The organism is Nocardiopsis sp. CNT312, from assembly GCF_000515115.1.
In the GTDB taxonomy this organism is placed as follows: domain Bacteria; phylum Actinomycetota; class Actinomycetes; order Streptosporangiales; family Streptosporangiaceae; genus Nocardiopsis.
The window spans coordinates 1-20231 of sequence record NZ_AZXF01000021.1 but is presented as its reverse complement, the minus strand read 5'-3'; the positions used below and the strand labels follow the sequence as shown (position 1 = coordinate 20231).

General features: G+C 72.1%; 18 protein-coding genes and 1 tRNA gene. 10 read left to right on the top strand and 9 right to left on the bottom strand.

Translation table 11 applies throughout. The features are described from left to right. Positions 1-99 precede the first annotated feature (99 nt). The 4 genes from fabF to B042_RS0110570 all read right to left on the bottom strand — a co-directional run bounded on the left by fabF (position 100) and on the right by B042_RS0110570 (position 3711). Positions 100-1338: a beta-ketoacyl-ACP synthase II gene (fabF, locus tag B042_RS0110585; protein ID WP_028648260.1), complete on the bottom strand. Its 1239-nt coding sequence runs from the start codon at positions 1336-1338 to the stop codon at positions 100-102. 106 nt (positions 1339-1444) lie between these two features. Next, positions 1445-1684: an acyl carrier protein gene (locus B042_RS0110580; protein WP_028648259.1), complete on the bottom strand. Its 240-nt coding sequence runs from the start codon at positions 1682-1684 to the stop codon at positions 1445-1447. 90 nt (positions 1685-1774) lie between these two features. Further along, positions 1775-2731, bottom strand: coding sequence for a beta-ketoacyl-ACP synthase III (locus B042_RS0110575; protein WP_028648258.1), 957 nt, complete (start codon positions 2729-2731; stop codon positions 1775-1777). 2 nt (positions 2732-2733) lie between these two features. Next, positions 2734-3711, bottom strand: a complete 978-nt coding sequence (locus tag B042_RS0110570; protein WP_028648257.1) for an ACP S-malonyltransferase — start codon at positions 3709-3711, stop codon at positions 2734-2736. 245 nt (positions 3712-3956) lie between these two features. On the opposite strand from B042_RS0110570, the gene B042_RS22800 reads away from it, so the two are divergent. Together B042_RS22800 and B042_RS0110560 are read left to right on the top strand one after the other, a co-directional pair. Beyond that, on the top strand, positions 3957-5177 hold the full coding sequence (locus tag B042_RS22800) for a CdaR family transcriptional regulator (RefSeq protein WP_036554655.1): 1221 nt from the start codon (positions 3957-3959) through the stop codon (positions 5175-5177). Positions 5178-5456: 279 nt separating this feature from the next. Continuing rightward, positions 5457-6296: a hypothetical protein gene (locus tag B042_RS0110560; protein ID WP_028648256.1), complete on the top strand. Its 840-nt coding sequence runs from the start codon at positions 5457-5459 to the stop codon at positions 6294-6296. Positions 6297-6308: 12 nt separating this feature from the next. On the opposite strand, the gene B042_RS0110555 is transcribed toward B042_RS0110560, so the two are convergent. Next, on the bottom strand, positions 6309-7955 hold the full coding sequence (locus B042_RS0110555) for an alkaline phosphatase D family protein (RefSeq protein ID WP_028648255.1): 1647 nt from the start codon (positions 7953-7955) through the stop codon (positions 6309-6311). Between the two features lie 128 nt (positions 7956-8083). Here B042_RS0110555 and B042_RS0110550 point away from each other — a divergent pair, with 128 nt between their 5' ends. The 4 genes from B042_RS0110550 (at position 8084) to B042_RS0110535 (ending at position 9809) form a co-directional block, all read left to right on the top strand. After that, complete coding sequence (locus B042_RS0110550; RefSeq protein ID WP_028648254.1) at positions 8084-8488, top strand: YjbQ family protein; 405 nt, start codon at positions 8084-8086, stop codon at positions 8486-8488. Between the two features lie 186 nt (positions 8489-8674). Then, positions 8675-9100: a DUF3052 domain-containing protein gene (locus B042_RS0110545; protein WP_028648253.1), complete on the top strand. Its 426-nt coding sequence runs from the start codon at positions 8675-8677 to the stop codon at positions 9098-9100. Between the two features lie 125 nt (positions 9101-9225). Further along, positions 9226-9696, top strand: coding sequence for a peroxiredoxin (locus B042_RS0110540; protein ID WP_028648252.1), 471 nt, complete (start codon positions 9226-9228; stop codon positions 9694-9696). A 39-nt stretch (positions 9697-9735) separates the two neighbouring features. Continuing rightward, a tRNA-Val gene (locus B042_RS0110535) sits at positions 9736-9809 on the top strand. Between the two features lie 13 nt (positions 9810-9822). Here B042_RS0110535 and B042_RS0110530 read toward each other — a convergent pair. Both B042_RS0110530 and B042_RS25655 read right to left on the bottom strand, forming a co-directional pair. Continuing rightward, the gene (locus B042_RS0110530; protein WP_028648251.1) at positions 9823-10587 is read right to left on the bottom strand and encodes an IS5/IS1182 family transposase; all 765 of its coding nucleotides are present in this window, start codon (positions 10585-10587) and stop codon (positions 9823-9825) included. Between the two features lie 170 nt (positions 10588-10757). Then, entirely contained in the window at positions 10758-11318 is a 561-nt protein-coding gene (locus B042_RS25655; RefSeq protein ID WP_155989011.1) for a helix-turn-helix domain-containing protein, read from the bottom strand. Positions 11319-11653: 335 nt separating this feature from the next. On the opposite strand from B042_RS25655, the gene B042_RS22790 reads away from it, so the two are divergent. Beyond that, positions 11654-12316 carry a septum formation family protein gene (locus B042_RS22790; protein WP_036554651.1) on the top strand — a complete coding sequence of 221 codons (663 nt, stop codon included), beginning with the start codon at positions 11654-11656 and terminating at the stop codon, positions 12314-12316. A gap of 45 nt (positions 12317-12361) precedes the next feature. On the opposite strand, the gene B042_RS0110515 is transcribed toward B042_RS22790, so the two are convergent. Beyond that, positions 12362-14401, bottom strand: a complete 2040-nt coding sequence (locus B042_RS0110515) for an acyltransferase family protein (RefSeq protein ID WP_028648250.1) — start codon at positions 14399-14401, stop codon at positions 12362-12364. 139 nt (positions 14402-14540) lie between these two features. Continuing rightward, on the bottom strand, positions 14541-16679 hold the full coding sequence (locus B042_RS0110510; RefSeq protein ID WP_028648249.1) for a SpoIIE family protein phosphatase: 2139 nt from the start codon (positions 16677-16679) through the stop codon (positions 14541-14543). Between the two features lie 176 nt (positions 16680-16855). Between B042_RS0110510 and B042_RS0110505 the strand changes: the two genes are divergently transcribed. From B042_RS0110505 to clpX, 3 genes are all read left to right on the top strand, one after another. Beyond that, positions 16856-17704: a universal stress protein gene (locus B042_RS0110505; RefSeq protein ID WP_028648248.1), complete on the top strand. Its 849-nt coding sequence runs from the start codon at positions 16856-16858 to the stop codon at positions 17702-17704. Between the two features lie 71 nt (positions 17705-17775). Next, positions 17776-18831 (top strand): TetR/AcrR family transcriptional regulator, encoded by a 1056-nt coding sequence (locus B042_RS0110500; RefSeq protein WP_028648247.1) that lies wholly within the window; start codon positions 17776-17778, stop codon positions 18829-18831. A gap of 121 nt (positions 18832-18952) precedes the next feature. Then, positions 18953-20230: an ATP-dependent Clp protease ATP-binding subunit ClpX gene (gene clpX, locus B042_RS0110495; RefSeq protein ID WP_036554649.1), complete on the top strand. Its 1278-nt coding sequence runs from the start codon at positions 18953-18955 to the stop codon at positions 20228-20230. The last annotated feature ends 1 nt before the right edge of the window (position 20231 follow it).

Genomic DNA, 20231 nt, shown 5'->3' with positions numbered 1-20231 from the left:
TGTTCACCATGTCTCGAACGACCGTATGCTCTGCTCACCCGCGGGAGAGGGCGACGGCCCCCGGAAGAGGACTTCCAGGGGCCGTGCGTTCGACCGGGCTCAGGGCCGCCGGAACACCAGAGCGACGTTGTGGCCGCCGAAGCCGAAGGACTCGTTGATCGCCGCGGCGTCGCCCCCGGGCAGGTCCCGCGGCTTGTCGCGGACGATGTCCACGACCGCGTTCGGGTCGAGTTCGTCGATGTTGATCGTCGGCGGGATCCGGCCCTCGTGCAGGGCCAGGACCGTGGCGATCGACTCCACCGCACCCGCGCCGCCCAGCAGGTGGCCGGTCATCGACTTGGTGGAGGTCACCGCGACCCGGTCGGCGGCGGAGTCGCCGAGCGCGGTGCGGATCGCCACGGTCTCGGCCACGTCGCCGGCGGGTGTGGACGTGGCGTGCGCGTTGACGTGCACGATGTCGCTCGGCGCGAGGTCGGCGTCGCCGAGCGCCTGGTGGATCGCCCGCGTCTGGCCCGTGCCCTCGGGGTCGGGCTGGACGATGTCGTGGGCGTCGTTGGTGTAGCCCACCCCGACGGCGTGCGCGTACACCCGGGCGCCGCGCCTGGCGGCGTGCTCGGCCGACTCCAGGACCACGATGCCCGCGCCCTCGCCCATGACGAACCCGTCGCGGCTCACGTCCCAGGGGCGGGAGGCGCCCTGCGGGTCGTCGTTGCGGGTGGACAGGGCGCGCATGGACGCGAACGAGGCGATGTTCAGCGGGTGGATCGCAGCCTCGGTGCCGCCCGCGATCACGATGTCGGCGCGGCCGGCGCGGATCATGTCGACGGCGTTGGCGATGGCCTCGGCGCTGGAGGCACAGGCGCTCACCGGCGCGTGCGCCCCGGCACGTGCGGTGAACTCCAGGGAGACCGCGGCGGCGGGGCTGTTGGGCATGAGCATGGGCACGGTGAACGGGGAGACCCGCTTCCAGCCCTTCTCGCGGAAGGTGTCGTACTGCTCCAGGATGGTGAGGATGCCGCCGATACCGCTGGAGACGACGGCTCCCAGGCGGAGCGGGTCGACCTCGGGTGAGCCCGCGTCGGCCCAGGCCTCCTGAGCGGCGATCAGCGCGAACTGCTGGGTGCGGTCGAGGCGGCGCAGCCTCGGGCGGGGCAGCTTCTCGGAGGGTTCCTGCGCGATGCGCCCGGCGAAGTGCACCGGGAGCGCCTCATGCCAGTCGGGGTCCAGCATGCTGATACCGGACCGGCCTTCGAGCAGTGCGGACCATGTGGTCGCGACGTCACCCCCGAGGGGGGTGGTGGCGCCGAGGCCGGTGACGACGACATCGGTCTGGGACATGATCCGATCGCCCTTCTCGTGGATCTGGCCCGGCCGCGGTGTGCCGGGAGGCGTTGGCGGGGTTCTTGGCCGGGCCGCCGACGGGTGGCCGGCGGCCCGGGCGACGCTACTTCTGGATGAAGGTGACGACGTCCTGGACCGTCTTGAGGTCCTTGAGCTGGTCGTCGGGGATCTCCACACCGAACTTGTCCTGGGCGGAGACGGCGATCTCCACCATGGACAGCGAGTCGATGTCCAGGTCGTCGACGAAGCTCTTCTCCGGGGTGACCTCGGAGGGCTCGGTACCGACGATCTCCTCGATGATCTCGGCGAGTCCGTCCAGGATCTCCTGCTCGCTGTGGGCCATGTGTGTTCTCTCCTTGCTTAGTGTTCCGGCTCGGGGAGCCCCCCGTGCCCGGGGTGTCTCGTGCGGCACTGCCGCGAGGGACTGTACGGATCAGGGAAGGCGGATCACCTGGGCGGCGTAGGCCAGCCCCGCACCGAAGCCCAAAGTGAGGACGGTGCTCCCCGAGGGCAGCTCTCCGCGTCCGACCATGCGCCCCAGGGCGAGAGGGATGGACGCTGAAGAGGTGTTTCCAGCGGTGACGATATCGCGGGCCACGCGTGCCTGGGGCGCGCCCAGCTTGCGTGCGATGGCCTCCACGATCCGCAGGTTCGCCTGGTGGGGGACGAAGGCCGTCAGCTCCGAGGGCTCCACACCGGCCCTCTCCATGGCCTTCAGGGCGACCCCGTACAGCTCCGTGGTGGTCCAGCGGAAGACCGCCTGGCCCTCCTGGTGGAGGTACTTGTGCTCGCGCAGGTAGATCTTGTCGGCGCGGTCGCCGGAGGAGCCCCAGACCACCGGGCCGATCCGGTGCTCCTCGGTGGCGGAGACCACCGCGGCCCCGGCACCGTCGGCGAAGATCACGCACGTGGAGCGGTCGTCCCAGTCCATCCAGTCGCTGAGCTTCTCGGAGCCGATGACCAGGACGTTGCGCGCGCTGCCGCCGCGGACCGCGTCCGAGGCGGCGGCCAGCGCGTAGCAGAAGCCCGCGCAGGCGGCGTTGAGGTCGAAGGCACCGGGAGCGTGGATCCCCAGCCGGGCGGCGACGGTCGCCGCGGCGTTGGGGATCTGGTCGGTCACCGTGCAGGTGGCGACGATCACCAGGTCGATGTCCTCGGGGGACAGGCCTCCGGCGGCCAGCGCCTTGCCTCCGGCGGCCACGGCCATGCTCTCGACGGTGTCCTCGGGGCCGGCGATGCGGCGCTCCCTGATGCCGACGCGGCTCTGGATCCACTCGTCGCTGGTGTCGACCCTGGCCTCGAGGTCGGCGTTGGTCACGACCTTCGGCGGCTGGTACTCGCCGAAGGCGGTGACCGACGCGCCCAGGGGAGCGCTCGGGGTGCTGAACATGGTCAACCTTCCTGGCCGGTGCTCGAGGGAGCGGAGGTGCCGGCGTGTTCCTTGATGAGGGCCGCGGCGCGGTCGACGTCGTCCGGCGTCTTCACCGCGAGCAGTTCGACACCTCGCAGCGCGCGCTTGGCCAGGCCCGTGAGCGTGCCGGCCGGCACCAGTTCGATCAGGGCGGTCACGCCGAGGTCGGCGAGGGTCTGGGTGCAGGCGTTCCAGCGGACCGGTGAGGAGATCTGCGCCACCAGGCGCCGCACGTACTCCGCTCCGTCGGCCACGACCGCCCCGTCCGCGTTGGAGAGCAGGCGGGTGGAGGGGCTCTGCGGGGACAGCGCGTTTGCGGCGGCACGGACCCGCTCCACGGCCGGGGCCATGTGCTCGGTGTGGAACGCGCCCGCCACGGGCAGGGGCCGCAGCCGGACGCGCGGCGGCGGGTTCTCGGCGAACGCGGCGAGCCGCTCGGTGGTTCCGGCGGCCACGATCTGCCCCGCCCCGTTGTCGTTGGCGGCGGTGAGCCCGGCCTCCTCGACGGCCTGGAGCACGTCCTCGCGAACGCCTCCCAGCACCGCGGTCATGCCGGTCTCGGTGCGGGCGGCCGCGTCGGCCATCCCGCGGCCGCGCTCGGCGACCAGGGACAGGGCCTCCTCCGGTGAGAGCACCCCGGCGACCGCGGCGGCGGTGAACTCGCCCACGCTGTGTCCGGCGACCGCGTCCACGAGGGAGTCCCTCGCGGGAAGGGCGGGGGAGGACAGGAGGTCGAGAACGGCGGAGGCCGCGGCTATGCCCGCGCCGACCAGCAGCGGCTGGGCGACGGCCGTGTCGCGGATCTCCTCCGCCCCGGCCTCGGTGCCGTAGCGGACCAGGTCGAGCCCGGCCACCTCGGACCAGGCGGCGAACTGCTCGGAGAGTCCGGGCAGTTCGAGCCAGGGGGAGAGGAAGCCGGGAAGCTGGGCGCCTTGGCCGGGAGCAACGATAACAAGCACGTCATCAACCTTGCCGTGTAGAGGATCGCCGGTCCGATGGCGAGGGACACGAAGTTCCGGGAAGGCGTTTGTAGGTACTCCACAAAACGCCTGTACGGGCGTGTCCCCGGGCTCGGAACCAGTGGAAAGCGTCACGTCCGACGATAGCCCCGTCCCGGCGCGGGCACCGGTGGCGGGGCGTGCGGCGTGCGGTTTCGCGGGGTGCGCCGGTCCGGGAAGTGGGGCGGGGATGCCACGCTAGAGGTGTGAACAGCCAACACCAGGACGTACCCGGCGCAGCGGACGACCGGGACCGCGTGCGCGCCGACACCGCCCGCCGCCTGGAGCGCTCCATGGGGGCGCTCGGCACGGCCGCCGTCACGCGGATGGAGGAGCGGCTCGGCTGGTTCCGTCGCATGTCGGCCGAGGACCGGTCGTGGATCGGCCTGGTCGCCCAGTCCGGCGTGGCGGCCTTCGTCGACTGGTTCCGCAGCTCCGGGAGCGGCCGGCCCGCCATCACGGTCGAGGTCTTCGGGACCGCTCCGCGGGAGCTGACGCGCTCGGTGTCGCTGCAGCAGACGGTCGACATGATCCGCGTGGTCATCGAGGTGGTCGAGGCCCAGGTCGGCTCCCTGGCCGCGCCCGGCGGCGAACAGCAGTTGCGCGAGGCGGTCCTGCGGTACACGCGCGAGGTCGCCTTCAGCACGGCGAAGATCTACGCCCGCGCCGCCGAGGCCCGGGGCGCGTGGGACGCGCGGCTGGAGGCCCTGATCGTCGACGCCCTCCTGCACGGCGACAGCGAGGACGGGCTCGACACCTGGGGCTCGGCGCTGGGCTGGTCGCACACGCCGGTCATCGCCCTGGCGGGCCAGGCCCCGGAGGAGACCGGCACGAAGGTCCTCGACGACCTGCGCGCCGCCGCCCGGCGCATGGGCTACGACGTTCTGGCGGGCCGCCAGGGGAACCGCGTGGTCGTGGTGCTCGGCGTCGGCGGCCGCTACCAGGAGGAGGAGCTGCCCGTGGCGGCGGCCGAGCCGCTGGCCGCACTGTTCGGTCCAGGACCGGTGGTCGTCGGCCCGGCCGTCCCCGAACTGCGGGCCGCCGGGGCGTCGGCCAGGGCGGCCATCAGCGGGCTGCGGGCGGCGGCGGCCTGGCCCGACGCCCCGCGCCCGGTGCTCGCCGACGCCCTGTGGCCCGAGCGCGCCCTCCAGGGGGACGGGGACGCGCGCCGCAGCCTGGTGGAGCGGGTGTACCTGCCCCTGAACGGTGCGGGCTCGCCGCTCCTGGACACGCTGTCGGTGTACCTGGAGCACGCCTCGTCGCTGGAGGCGACGGCGCGCATGCTGTTCGTCCACCCCAACACGGTCCGTTACCGGCTCAGCCGGATCGCTGAGCTGACCGGGCACGCGCCCTCTGACGGGCGCGGGTCGTTCGTGTTGCGGATCGCGGTGGCTCTGGGGCGGCTGGCCGCAGTTTCCAGGGAATAGGGCGATTCCCGTAACCTGATTGTTGTTTGCCGTATCTCCTGTCTTATGGATGTTTCACCTGGTTCGGGTACGTCTGTAACTGTCCGTATGTGGCGTGAGGCCACAAACAGGCAGATAGTTTTGGGACGGGCGGAACGCCGACGGGACCGCCGACGAGGACGCGCTTGCGCCCGAGGGTCCCCGCGACGCCCTCGCACGACGTTCTTGGGGGTCAAGTCTGTGTTCGAGCGCAAGAGGGGCCGTTCCGCGGTCACCAGGGCCCGATCCGCGGCGGCGGCCGTGGCCGATCTCGTCCTCCAGCCCACGCAGGAGGGCGAGGTACGCAGAAGGGTCCTGTTCTGGCTACCCGTGCCCCTCCCGGTCCTGGGCCTGGTCCTCCTTCTGGTCGGCGGATCCCTCTCCGCCGCGGGCTGGACGATCCTCCTGGCCGCGTCCGTGGGCATGGGCACGCTGCTGCTGTCCACACTCGTCCAGCCCACACCGCTGCCCGAGGGCCTGGGGCCGCAGGCCTCCGCACGCCGCTCCCTGCACCGCTTCCGGCAGTTCACGACGCTGCGGATCTGCCTGGCACTCGTCGCCGTCGTCTTCGGCGCCACGGCCTCGATCCTCGGCGGCGGCGCCTACCCGATGCTGGCCGCCCTGGCACTGGCCTGGCCGCAGTTGCTGATGGCACTGCCCACGTTCTTCACCATCACCCGCGCGCGCCGGGCGATGGAGGCCTGGGGCACCACCGCCTACCTGTGGCACGCCCTGTCCCGCCCGGCCCGGGTCACCTGGCCGATCGCCACCCCCCTCGCCCGGGACTGGCGGGAGTGGCGCGCACGGCGCGAGGAGGCCGCCCGCGAGCGCCAGGGCGCCGACGCCGCCTCCGAGGGGGCGGACGCCCCGAAGGACAGCGAGCGGGCCCCGGCCCCGGACGACGGCCCCGGAGACGCTCCGGAGCCCGGCGGCAAGGGCACCGACACACCGGGAACGGGCACCAGACACGTGGTGCGCGTCTCCACCGTGCACAGGGCGACCCGCCAGATCATGCGCCGGGGCGGTGCCCTGGGCCTGGCCGTGCGTCGCGGTACCCGGTCCGGGCGCTCGACCCGGCGCCCCCGCTCCCACAAGAACTGAGCGCCCCGGCGCTCACACGCGCATACGCCGCTGGACCCGGGGACAGGGCTCGGCCCCCGGGTCCGGGCAGTCGTACCACAGGGCCTCGGCCCGTGCCCCGTCGAAGCGCACCTCGCCCATGGTGTTGCCGTAGTACGGCGGGCCCTCCACACGCCAGCGCGGCCAGGAACCCGGCACCCGCGCCGCCCAGGCCATGGCCCGGCCCGCCACGCGGAACGGCCAGGCCGTCGACAGCCGCGTGAGCCGCCGCATCGGTGCGGGCAGCCGGTTGCACAGCGGCGAGGACACCAACTGGGCCACGCGCGTCCCACCGGCCGCGTCGCCGCCGTCGACCCTGGCGGCGTAGGAGAAGTGCACGTCGCCGCTGAGGAACAGCACCGTGGCCGGGGCCTCGCCGCGCTCGCCCCGGCACAGCGCGCGCACCCCGTCGGCCAGCCGCCAGAAGGAGTACTGGAAGGCCCCCCAGTGCTCCATGTCCATGGCCTGGCGCAGCTTCTCGGCCGGACCGCGGGCGCGCCGCCCCCACGCACCCGCGCACACCGCCTCGTTCCACGCCTCCAGGTGCTGCACCGCGTGCGGCAGCAGCACGGGCACGGTCGAGGCCAGGACCACGTGCTCGTGGCCGCCTCCCAGGTGCGCGTCCAGCCAGTCGTGCCCCTGCGCCCCGAGGATGGAGCGCTCACCGGAGCCGCCCTCGCCCAGCGCACGGCCGCAGCGGGTGTCGGCCACCAGAACGCGGACCGGGCCCACGTCGTGGCGGTGGCTCCAGCGGTAGGAGGAGGGCTCCTCGTGGGCGCGCCGGGCGAACGCGTCCAGGACGGCGCCCGCGTCGTCCTCACCGCGGACCGACGCCCACACCGGGTCCCGCTCGCGCTCTCCGGGGGACAGGTTGCCCAGGTGCTGGTACACCCAGTAGGCCCCCAGCGCGCCGGTGATCCGGGCGGGCCACCAGGGCAGCGCCTCCATCCCCTCGCGCCAGGCCGCGGACGTGTTCCAGTCGTCGCGCACGTCGTGGTCGTCGAAGATCATCACGGTGGGCACCGTGGACAGCAGCCACCGCACCCAGGGGTCGCTCCAGGCCTGCCGGTACAGCTCGGCGTACTCCCCGTAGCGGACCACCTCGCCCTCGGGCGCGTCGTCGCCGGGCTCCCGGGACCGGCGCAGGAAGTCGCGCATGGGCCGCTGGATCTCGTCGGCGTACACCTGGTCGCCGATCAGCAGCAGGACGGTGTTGACCCCCTCCCCGACCCCCTCCGCGGCCAGCCTCCGGCCCGTGGCGCGGAGCAGGTCGGGGCCGTAGCGGACCACCCCCTCGGGGGAGTCGTTCGTGGGGGTGCGGCACGACCCGTACAGCAGACGCGTGGGCGCCTCCGGGGCCAGCGTGCGCACGGTGCTCGGCGGCAGCCCCGCGTCCGGCTCCGGCCAGGCCACGGCCCCGTCCAGCAGCACCTCGTAGGGCAGGGCCGAGCCCGGAGCCAGCCCGGTGAGTTCGCACACGGCGTAGTGGTGGCCGTGCACGGTGAAGGTCTGGCTCTCGGCAGCCGTCCGGCCCCCGGCACGGACCCGGACCAGGCAAGGGGCGTCGGTCTCCACCCACACGGTCGCGGTGGTCGGTCCAACGTGCCGCAGCAGGGGTCCCACACGTAAGGCCACAGTCACCGTTTCCCCCTCTTTTCTCCCAGATTCTCATCCGTCGCCGACGAGTATGGCCCGCCAGCGGGCATATCGCCATCCACGGACCGAACGAGGTGGTTGCACGAGCGCCCCGGCTGCGCGAAGGTGGCGCTATGCGGACACAGACCCTTGAGCTGCACACCGGAGGAGCGGAGAGCATCACCGACATCACGGGCGCGTGCGCGGACTTCGTCGCCGGGGACGGCGACGGACTGTTGAACGTCTTCGTCCCCCACGCGACCGCCGGTGTGGCGATCATCGAGCTCGGGGCCGGGTCCGACGACGACCTGCTCGCCTCCCTCGACGACCTGCTGCCCGCCGACGACCGATGGCGGCACAAACACGGGTCCCGGGGACACGGGCGATCGCACGTCATGCCCGCGTTCGTCGCCCCCCAGACCACCGTGCCGGTCCTGTCGGGCCGGCTCGAACTCGGCACCTGGCAGTCCATCGCCGTCGTCGACCTCAACGTGGACAACCCCGACCGCCGGGTCCGGTTGTCCTTCCTTGGGGGATGACAGCGGTGACGGACCAAAGGTGACCGGGAGTGGGCGGTGCGTTGACGGGAGATACCGCTAGCGTGTGGACTAGGCCATCAGCGATGGCCGCGGAACCGCACGGCCGGCGAGAACAGCCCGGCATCGTTGTGACAACTGCTTCGTGCAGGCAAGATTGAGAAAACCCATCTGTGGAGGAGAACTTTCGTGAGCGCGACCGCGGGCCAGGCACAGAGCGAACGCGGCTTGGCTGACCGACTCGGATTCAAGCCGGGTCAGGTGGTGCAGGAATTCGGCTTCGACGACGATGTCGACGAGGCACTGCGTGCGTCCATCGCCGAGGTGACCGGAGAGGCACTGGTCGACGAGGACTTCGACGGCGACGTCGACGCGGCGCTGCTGTGGTGGCGGTCCGACGAGGAGGGCGACCTCACCGACGCGTTGATGGACACGGTCACGCTGATCGCCGACGGCGGCACCATCCTGGTGCTGACCCCGAAGGCCGGGCGTGAACTGCACGTGTCCCCCAACGACGTCGCCGAGGCGGCCAACACCTCCGGTCTGTCGCAGACCAGCGCCGTGAGCGTCGGAACGGAGTGGTCGGGCACACGCCTGGTCGTTCCCAAGCGGTAAGGGGACCCGCCCCGACGGGGTGAGGCACCCGGTGCCGCGCGTCCCTGGCGAGGACGCGCGGCCCTGTGGAGCGCCCGCCGACCGGAGGGTGCCGAGAAGGCCCCACGCCCTGATATGGATCGACCATGACCGGTACCACCGAGGGCGCGACGGCGCCCGACTTCACGCTGAGCGACCAGTACGGGCAGGACACCACCCTGTCGGAGCTGCGGGGCCGCCCCGTCCTGCTGGTCTTCTACCCGCTGGCCTTTTCCGGAGTGTGCTCCGGCGAACTCGCCGACCTCAGCGCGCGCCACACCGAGTTCACCGGCCTCGGGGCCACCGTCCTGGCCGTGTCCGTGGACTCGGTCTTCGCCCTGCGCACTTGGTCCGACCGCGAGTCGTTCCCGTTCGCGCTGCTGTCGGACTTCTGGCCGCACGGCGCCGTCGCCGACGCCTACGGCGTGTTCGACGACCGGCGCGGCACCGCCCGCAGGGGCACCTTCCTCATCGACGCGCGGGGCCGCGTGCGCTGGACGGTCGCCACCCCGGTCTCCGAGCCCCGCGACACGGGCGAGTACCTGCGCGGACTGCGTTCGCTGACCGAAAACCCGTGAGCACGGACCACCGCGAGACGGTATGATCACTCGCGATACGGGCGCGTAGCTCAGTTGGTTAGAGCAATTGCCTTACAAGCAATAGGTCAGGGGTTCGAGTCCCTTCGCGCCCACCTTGAACCCTTTTCATCCTGCTTCTCGGAGCTGAAGGACCAGAACAGCGCGGGTGATCTTCCCGGCGCGTTGCGGGCAGCAGCGTAGGCGGCGCAGGATGTCCCACTGCTTGAGCTGGGCGATCGCGCGCTCGCCCGGCGAGCGGAGCCTGGCGTGGGCGGAGTTGGCGTCCTTCTTCCACTGCGGCTTGCCCCGCCCCTTGAACGGGCAGAACACCACGTCGGAGAGCCCGACATAGCCCTTGTCGCCCAGCCCGATCAGCCCGGCGGCCTCGATGCGCTCGGCGATCTTCCACACCCGGGCGGCCCTGGTGTCGTGCACCGCCCCGGGCAGCGACCACGACGTCCACAGCGGCTCGCCATCGGGGGCGGACACCACCTGGATGTTCATGCCGTGCTGTTTGTGCTTGCCGGAGTAGAACGGGCGGTCGGCCGCGAGGCGGTCGCAGGCGATGAGGGTGCCGTCCACGGTCACGTACGCCCAGCCCTTGCGGCGGGCGCGGCGCAGCCCCTGTTCCAGGGTGGGCGCCTGGGCGGCGAGCAGGTCCGTGGTCTCGCGCACGTAGCGCCAGGCGGTCGTGGTGCCGACACCGAAGCCGGCCGCGACCTGGGCGAACGGTTCGCCCTTGTGCAGGTGGACCGGGACGAGCAGAGCCTGGGCGGCCGGGTCCAGGCGCCGCCATCGAGAACCGGTGCGGGCGCGGTGGGAGCGGATGGTGCGGGCGGCCAGGTTGAGAGTGCGGCGTGACAACGGCAGCGCGGAGCGGTAGAACAGCATGCAGAGCCCTTGGTGTGGCAGGTTTTCGTGGTTGTTAACCCACCTACCAGGGGCTTCTTGATGTTCAGAAGAGGTGCGGGGAGACCGGTACGGGGCTGTGACCTGCACCTTCAGGATGAAAAAGGCTCATTGGCGTCCAGTGCAACGCCGAGCAGGGGCTCGGGACCCGTTCATTTCCTCTGCCCCTTCGCCCTGCACCGCACCCGCTCCAGGGACGCTTCACGCCGCCCCTCGCCGGCCGAGCGCCAACTCTCCTTCGCGTCCAGGCCGGAGACCTCATCGTCCCGGGAGGCCATGACCTCGGTGACCCGCTGGAGTCCGGCGTCCACCTCGCTGGTGAGACGGGAGCGCCGATCCGCCAGGGCGAGCACGTCAGCCGCCACGAGGCGCCAGTGGGTACCCACGCGCGTCGCGTCCAGGTCACCGCGCTCGATGAAGCGGTAGACCATCGGCCGGGACACCCCCAGCAGCTCAGCGGCCTGCTGCGGACTGAGCATCACGTCGTGGCTGATCACCGAGACCCGCTGGCCGTCCGCTCGGGCCGAGGCGACGGCGAGGAGGGCCCGCAGTTCCGTGCCGTCGAGTCGGTACTCCTCTCCACCGGGCAGGCGTAGCAGCACGTGCGGGGTGCCGTTGAGGATATGCCTGACGAGTGCCCGGGCGGCTTCCCGGTGCTCGTCGGTGTCCAGCGGGTCGAGTTCTTCCATCACTCTGGCGAGAGTCGCGGCCATGACATCCTCCTCGTGTCTGTAATAAATGTGAACCCGGTGGCGGCGGGACACAGGAGATCGACAAGGAATCCGCAACCGTTCCCCACCAGGAGAACAGCACTCTCCTCTGCCACAGCAAGATTCTCGACACCCCCGCCGCAGGGCTACCGCCCGCACCCCCTTCCTCTGGTGTTCGGTGACATCGCCGGGGCTGTCGAGGCGGGCGTGGCAGCGGTCGCACGTGCGGGCCTCGCGGTCGTACACGCTTTCCTTTTCCCGGGGGCTCTGCTTCGGAGGGCCGCCGCCCCACCGGGTCCAGCCGTCGTCCTCTGAGGGCATCGCGGGGATCCTTTCCTGTGGCGGGCTGCGCGGACACGATGGCGGCTGCCGCCGTCCCGAGCCGTTCCCGGCGGGTGTGCCGGAGCGGACGGGTCGGCGCCGCCCTCCTCCTGGCGGCCTGCACGTCCCCGGAGCCCGCCGAGGACCCCGGCACCGAACCTGCCGCCACCGCCACTCCGGCGGAGGGCTCCCCCTCTCCCACCGGGGAGGCCGCCGAGACCGGGGCTCCGGCCGGGACCGAGGCCCCCGCCGACGCGGACGGCCCACCGGCGGACGCAGCCCCCGGCGACATCCCCTACGAGGGCTCGGGGGGCGGGGTCGTCGCGCGCTCCACCGTCGGCCTGGAGAGGGGGGACTGCTACGACGACGCCGACGTGGTGGAGAACGCGGAGATCCCCACGGTCCCGTGCGACCAGCCCCACGACAAGGAGGTCTACCTCGTCTACCCGCTGCACCCCGACCCCTATCCCGGGGTCGAGGCGGTCAACACCGAGGCCAACCACAGGTGCATGCTCGGGTTCACCGAGTTCGTCGGGATCCCCTACTCCGACTCCGTCCCGTACATCTCCTACTTCGCCCCCACCGAGGAGGGCTGGAACGCGGGCGACCGCGACATCGTGTGCGTGGTCTACCAGCCTGGCCAGCGGTTCACCGGAACCCTGGAGGCCTACCTGGGCTGACCGGGTGGCCGTGCGCTCCGGACCCGCCTGGGCACGCGGCCGCCCTCACCAGCCCTCGGCCGCCGCCCAGCGCCGCTCCAGCTCCGGGGCCAGGGTGCGCATGAACGTCGCCCCGATGTGGCTGCTGTCCCAGTACACGAGGACGTTGCCGATCACCGGGCGGCACACGTCGGTGTCGCAGAACCGGTCGGTCAGGTCCAGCACCGTCACGTTCTCCGGCAGGTCCAGCCCCTCCAGCGGTGAGACCTCGGCCATCGACTCCCCGGGGGCGGACGTGCACTCCTCCGGCGCGGCCCCGGCCAGGCACCCGGGGACGTCGAAGCCGAACCTGGGGGTGTCGCGCACGGCCACCACGCCGATGCCCATCCCGTCGAGTTCGCGCCAGCGCTCGACGTAGCCGTCCACCACCTGCTCCTCGCCGTAGCCCGCCGAGGTGTCCAGGCTCGTGGTGGTGCCCGTGGTGAAGACGGTGTCGGGCCGCAGCCGGTCGAGTTCGGCCATGACACCGCGGTTCCACTCCGCGCAGGCCGTGTAGGGCTCGCCCCGGTAGGTCTGCGGGGCGTCGGTGAACAGGCAGGCGCCCTTGACGATGTTCACCACGCGCCAGTCGTGCTCCAGGGCGAGGTCCTCCAGCGCCGGGAACCAGTGTGCCGCGTGCGAGCCGCCCACCAGCGCCACCGTGCGCACCGGGGCGTCGGAGCCGTACTCGCACACGATCACCTCGGCGGCGGCGGTGGTCTGGTTGCAGCCGTCGTCGTAGGTGCGCGGGGCGTCCTCGGCCGCCCAGGCCAGGGGCGGGTAGACGGGCAGGTCCGCTGCGGTCCCGTCCCCCTCGGCGCCCGGGTAGCCGCCTCCCTCCTCGGCCAGGGCCGACAGCCGGTCGCGCTCGGTGCTCTGGTACCCGAACCAGGCCCCGGCCGTGAGCAGCACCGGCAGCAGGCAGGCCAGGGCCACCGCCGTCCCCTTCAGCGCAGCCCGCCGCCCGCCGCCGCGCCCCAGGGCGGCCAGCCGGTCGGCCGCCGGCGTGGTCGCCGCGGCCAGCGCCACCGATACCGCGATGACGGCGGCCCCGCCCAGCGGCGTGGCCAGGTCGCGGCCGGTCACGGAGAGGTAGAACACGAGCAGCGGCCAGTGCCACAGGTAGAGCGCGTAGGAGATCGAACCCAGGTAGCGCAGCGGGCGCAGCGCGAGTAGCTGGTCGACGCCCAGCGCCGAACCTCTGGGGCCCGCCGCGACGACGGCCGCGGCGGCCAGGGTCGGCCACAGCGCCGCGTAGCCGGGGAAGACCGACGAGACCTGGAGCAGCGCGCCGCACAGCACCAGTGACACCAGCCCGGCCCAGCCCAGTGCCACGCGCGGCCCCCGGGGCAGGTCGATCCTGGTCAGTGCCAGCGCGAGCAGGCCGCCCAGGGCCAGCTCCCACATCCGGGCCCCGGTGTCGAAGTAGGCCCACGGCTGGTCGGCCCGCGTCATCAGGACCGAGTAGGCCAGGGAGAGGGTGAAGACGGCCGACAGGGCGACGGCCAGCAGGGGCCTGGGGTCGCTCCCGCGCCTGCGGGCCGCCCACACGGCGGCCGCGACCAGCACGGGCCACACCAGGTAGAACTGCCCCTGCACCGACAGCGACCAGAAGTGCTGGAACGGGCTGACGTCCCCGTCGCGCGCCAGGTAGTCGACCGAGTCCAGGGCCAGGTGCCAGTTCGTGTGGTAGAGCAGGGCCGCTGCCGCCTCGCGGGGGGCGTCGCGCCACCGGATCTCGCTCAGCAGGAGCCACGTGCCGCCCAGCGTGGCCAGGACCACGATCGCGGCGGTCGGCACCAGGCGTGCGGCGAGCCGGGCGAGGAAGGCCCCGTAGCGCAGGCCGCCGCCGGTGGCCGAGCGCACGAGGGAGGCCGTGATGAAGAAGCCCGTCAGCATCAGGAAGACGTCGACACCGCCGGAGACCCGCCCGAACCAGACGTGGTAGGCGGCCACCAGGAGCACGGCCACGGCGCGCAGGCCGTCGATGTCGGCCCGGTGCCCGCGTGCGCCGACGGCTGCGGGCCGGGCCCGCGCGGGCGCGGCGGGGGCGGTGGTGAGGGACACGGGCGGGTACTCGCTTTCGCGCTTTCACTGCGCCAGGGAAGGGGAGAATCCGTCATTGTGCACAAAAAGGATGTCCGGCCGGGGAACGCCGGTTGAACGGCGCCCCCCCCGGTCCCGCCACCGGACCCCTCGGAGCCGCTCAGCCCGGCTGGGCGCGCAGCAGGAACAGGGCGATGTCGTCACTGCGGTGCGGCACCGAGCTCACCGCCGACGTCAGCTCGTCGGCGACCTGTTCCACCGTCATGTCGTGCAGCGACGCCAACCGGTGGGCCAGTGTCTCCTGGGCCTCCTCCAGGTCGACGCCGGGCCGCTCGATCAGGCCGTCGGTGTACAGCGCCAGCGTCGAGCCCTCGGGCATCGGGAACTCGATCTCCGGGTACTTCACGTCCGGCTCGATCCCCAGGAGCAGCCCGTCGGGTGCGTCCAGGACCCGGCCGCCCCCGGGGCCGCCCATCACCGGTTCGGGGTGCCCGGCCCGGGCCATGCGCACCATGCCCGTGTCCAGGTCCAGGCGCAGGAACAGGCAGCTCGCGAACAGCTCCGGCTCCAGCATGCACAGCAGCCGGTTGCTCTGGGTCAGCACGTCACCGGGGCTGCCCTCCAGCATCGCGGTGTAGGCCAGGACCGCGGTCCGCAACTGCCCCATCAGGGCCGCCGCGCCCACGTTGTGCCCCTGGACGTCGCCGATCACGGCCGCGACCCGGTTCGATCCCAGGGGGATGAGGTCGTAGAAGTCGCCGCCGATGTCCATGCCCTCGGTCCCGGACAGGTAGCGCTGGGCGATCGACAGGCCGGGGACCTCCGGGATGCGGCGCGGGAGCATGCCCGACTGGAGCCCGCGCGCCAGGTCGCGCTTGATGTCGTACAGGCGGGCCCGTTCCAGGGCCTGGGCGACCAGGCCGCCCAGGGAGGTCAGGACCGTGCGCTCCTGCACGGTGAAGTTGTGCGGCTGCCGGAACCCGATCATGCACACGCCGATCGGCCGCCCCGACGCCACCAGGGGGACGAAGGCCCACCCCTCGATCTCCCCGGGGTTGGGCAGGTAGGGCATGTCGGGGTAGACCGAGAGCAACTCCTTCTTGGTCCGGAAGAAGCCCGGCAGGCCGGTGACCGCCGCGCGTGTGGCCGGCGCCCGGATCTCCGTCGGCGCGCCGTCGATGACGGCGACGAAGTCGGGTTTGAACCCGCGCTGGCCGAGTAGGCGCAGCCGGTGCCGCTCCTGGTTGTGTTCGAACAGGGCGAGTGCGTGGGCCCCCACCCCCGGGACGATCTCCTCGGCGACCAGGTCGGTCACGTCGCTCACGGTCGCGGCCTCGGTCAGGGCCGAGGCCAGGTGGAGGATGTGGTACAGCACCCCGGCCCGCGCGTGTCCCCGTTCCTCCTGGCGGAGCTCCTCCGAACCCCACTCCGCCTCCGTGGGGGTGATCAGCACGCTGACGCCCTCCTGCCCCGGATGGAGGCGGAAGGAGAGCCACTGGTTCGGCGGTCGCAGGGCCACGAACTCCGCGGACCTGTGGCTGAAGACGGCCGCCCGGTACCGGTCCTCGTAGGAGGGGTTGTCCAGCCAGGGGAGCGCGGACCAGGGCCGGGACCCGATCAGCCTCTCGCGCTTGGTGCTGAGCAGTTCCAGGGCCCGGTCCGTGGCCATGGCGACCCGGCCGTTGGAGTCCAGGGCGCACAGCCCCTCGGGCAGCCGGTCGACCGCCGCCGCAAGGGAGTCCGCCGCCTGCTCCTCCGGGGGCGGGGAGCGCAGCACGAAGGGGGCCGGCGCCGGTAGGACCGGGTGGCCCTCCTCACGGGCCTGGCGCAGCAGGTCGACCATCCTCTTGGCCACCTCCGCCAGGGCGCGACGCTCGGCGGAGGAGGGGAAGTGCTGGCAGGAGGTGCCCAGCAGGAAGAAGGCGCCGTGGAGCTCCCCTCCGTCCCCCAGCAGGGGGTAGGAGAGGAAGGCGTAGTCGTAGGGAGTGACGATGGCCAGGCGCGGATAGCGTTTGGCCATCTCCTCGCCGCTGGGCAGCCACACCATCTTCCGCTCGTAGAGGGCCTCGGTGACCGGGCCTCTGTTCGTGGCGGATATGCGGAACCAGGGGCGCATGAAGTCGCGCGTGATCCCGGTCAGGACCGACATCGCCAGTGCCGAACTCTCGGGGTCGCTCAGGTAGACGCCTCCGGCGTGGTAGTCCATCGTGTGCAGTATCCGGAGCAGTTCCTCGCCCAGGTCCCTCAGGTCCGGGGCGCGGCCGACGGAGTGTTCGTCCCGTGCGGTCGATTCGGACATGGTCCCTCCCACACGCCACCTCGGCGGAGCTGGCACGACTCCATAACCGACGATACGTGCCGTTTGTCATACTTTCGGTAAATGTCGGGCCAGGGACCGTGTCCTGCTCGGCGCTCCGGGCTCCGCCTGCTCGTGTTCCGGCGGCGTGTGGGCGAGAGTGGTGCCAGTGGACGGCTATGGGGACGGGGGCGCTCGTGCGACCGGTACTGGTGGGAGTGGACGGATCCGAGATCGGCCTGCGGGCCGCCGAGCATGCTGCGGAGGAGGCCCTGCGCGGCGACGCGGACCTGACGCTGATGGCCGCGCACGAGGAGCGCTTGGACGACTCGGTGTCACGCTGGCCCTCCGACCTGGACGAGAAGGACGCGCTGGCTGCGGTCGAGGCGGCCCGTGAGCGTGTGCGGTCCGTCGCTCCGGGCCTCGAGCCACGGGTGCGCGTGGTCGCGGGCTCACCCGCCGAGGAGCTCCTACGCCACGCGCGCGACTTCGGGCTCGTCGTCGTCGGGCACCGCGGCCGGGGCGGCTTCCTCGGAATGCGGATCGGGTCGGTGGCCTACCAGGTGGCGGCCCACGCCCCCGGGGACGTGCTGGTCACCAGCGGAGAGGCGGTCGACCGCGGGGCCTCGGGGGTCGTGGTGGGTGTGGACGGCTCACCCAATGCCGACGACGCGGTGCTGGCGGCGCTCGAAACGGCCTCCCGGCACGGTGACCGGGTGCGCGCGGTGCGGGCGTGGCACCCCGTCGCCTCCCGGGGGCGCCGCGCGGAGGAGGCCGAGGAGGAGCAGCACAGGAGGCTGGCCGAGGCGCTGGCCCGCCACACCTGCGACTTCCCCGAGGTGGAGGTGGTCCGGGAGGTCGTCCGCTCCCAGCCCGCGGCCGCACTGCTGGAGGCGGCATCCGGCGCCCGTCTCGTCGTCGTGGGCGCCCGCGGCGCGCGGGGCTTCGCCCGCCTCTCTCTGGGCGGTGTGGCGCACGCCGTGCTCCACCACGCGCCGTGCCCGGTCCTGGTGGTCCGTCGCCGCTGAGGCCGACGCCGTCGGGTGGGCGGATCCCAGGTCTCCGTACGATGGGGGCACGTGCGGGGGAGGGAAAGACGATGGCCCGGCTCACGAGGGAGCAGCAGCAGGCACGCAACCGCTCCAGGGTGCTGGCCGCGGCCCGGGACGAGTTCTCCGAGCGGGGCTTCCGCGACGCCAAGGTCGACCGCATCGCCCAGCGCGCCGCGCTCACCCGGGGGGCGGTCTACTCCAACTTCCCGAGCAAGCGGGCCCTGTACCTGTCGGTCCTCGCCGACGCCGCCGAGGCCGGATTCGGGGAGAGCGCCCCGGACGGTACCGCGCGAGGGGGTACCGAACCCGGTGCGGTGCTGGGCGCACTGGCCCGTGCACGGCTCTCCGGCGCGGCGGAGCGGTCGGGCGCGGCCGCCCTGGCCGAGGGCCCGCTCCGCACCGCCTACGGCCAGTTGGTGCGGCTCGACGCGATCCTGCTCGGCCTGGCTCTGGAAGCGGTCGAGGGCGGGCGGTGCGGCCGCAGGGTGCGCACGGCCGAAGCCGTCCTCACCCTCCTGTACGGGGCCGTGCGGCTGTCCGACACCGCCCCGGGCTTCGTCGACCCCTTCGGCGTGGTCCGGGCCTGCGAGCGGCTCGCAGATCTGGACACCGGTGACGTCTGGCCGCCGCCGCACCTCGGGCACATTCCCCCGGCCCGGCCCGCCGACCTGCCGTGGGAGCCGCCGGAGGCCTTCGACGCGGTCCGTCGCGTTCCGGCCGCCCTGTCCGGGGACGGGGTGGTGGCCGTCCTGGGGCTGCACAGGCTGGAGGCGGTGGAGGAGGCGGTGCGTGCGGCGCCTCCCGGTGTCGAGGTGACCGCGGCGGTGGTCACGGGGGACCCCGCCGAGCGCATGCCGCTGGCCAGGATCGTGGCAGCGGAGTCGTGCGGGGCGCTGCGGGCGGCCTTCCCCGAGTGGGCCTGGCCGCGGCTGCGGCTGGTCCTGGACGCCTGCGGCCGGGTCGCCCGGAGCCTGGGCGTCGACCGGGTGGACGACACCACCGAGTGCGCGGTGCGCGTCGACCGGGGACGGGTCGTGGCCAGTGCCCTGGGCAGGGGCGCCGCGCACGCCGCGGCCTCCTTCGTCGTGGCCGATCGCCGCTGATCACGGGCTGCCCCGCCGACTTTGCGGCCCGCGCCGACACGGGATACCGTGCCTTCCAGATGATCACATCATCTGGAATCGGGGCCCGGTGCCGGGCGGTGTCTGTGAGGAGATCGTGGGAGTGACGGGTACGGACGACAGGCCGCTGCTGACGTGTTCGTTCTGCGGCAAGGACCAGCGCGCGGTGCGCAGGCTCATCGCCGGTCCCGGCCACATCTGTATCTGTGACGAGTGCATCGACCTGTGCAACGAGATCATGGCCGAGGAGGAGTCCGTCGGCCTCCTCAGCGCGCAGGAGGACAGTCTGCCGAAGCCGCGGGAGATCTACGAGTTTCTGGACTCGTACGTGATTGGTCAGGACGCGGCGAAGAAGGCGTTGTCGGTGGCGGTGTACAACCACTACAAGCGTGTGCGGTCGGAGGGGGAGCGTCCGGGCGAGGAGGGTGTGGAGATCGCCAAGTCCAACATCTTGCTGCTGGGTCCGACGGGGTCGGGCAAGACGCTGTTGGCGCAGACGCTGGCGCGGATCCTGAACGTGCCGTTCGCGATCGCCGACGCCACGGCGCTGACCGAGGCGGGGTATGTGGGCGAGGATGTGGAGAACATCCTGTTGAAGTTGATCCAGGCGGCCGACTACGACGTGAAGAAGGCCGAGACGGGGATCATCTACATCGACGAGGTGGACAAGGTCGCGCGTAAGAGCGAGAACCCCTCGATCACGCGGGACGTGTCGGGTGAGGGGGTGCAGCAGGCGCTGTTGAAGATCCTGGAGGGGACGACGGCGTCGGTGCCGCCGCAGGGGGGGCGCAAGCATCCGCACCAGGAGTTCATCCAGATCGATACGACCAATGTGTTGTTCATCTGTGGTGGGGCGTTCGCGGGGTTGGAGAAGTTGATCGAGTCGCGGACGGGTCGGCAGGGGATGGGGTTCAACGCGGTGTTGCGGCCGCGGTCGGAGGTGGCGGAGTCGGCGCTGCTGGGTGAGGTGATGCCGGAGGATCTGTTGAAGTTCGGGATGATTCCGGAGTTCGTGGGTCGGTTGCCGGTGATCACGAGTGTGCATGATCTGGACCGGGCGGCGCTGGTGCGGATTCTGACGTTGCCGCGCAATGCGTTGGTGAAGCAGTATCAGCGGTTGTTCGAGTTGGATGATGTGGGGTTGGAGTTCACTGAGGGGGCGTTGGAGGCGATTGCGGATCAGGCGATCGTGCGGGGGACGGGTGCGCGTGGGTTGCGGGCGATCATCGAGGAGGTGTTGTTGTCGGTGATGTATGAGGTGCCTTCGCGTGAGGATGTGGGTCGGGTGATCATTACGGGGGAGACGGTGGTGGACCACGTGAATCCGACGATCGTGCGTCGGGGGTTGTCGGAGGGCGGTCCGGAGGAGAAGTCCGCCTGAG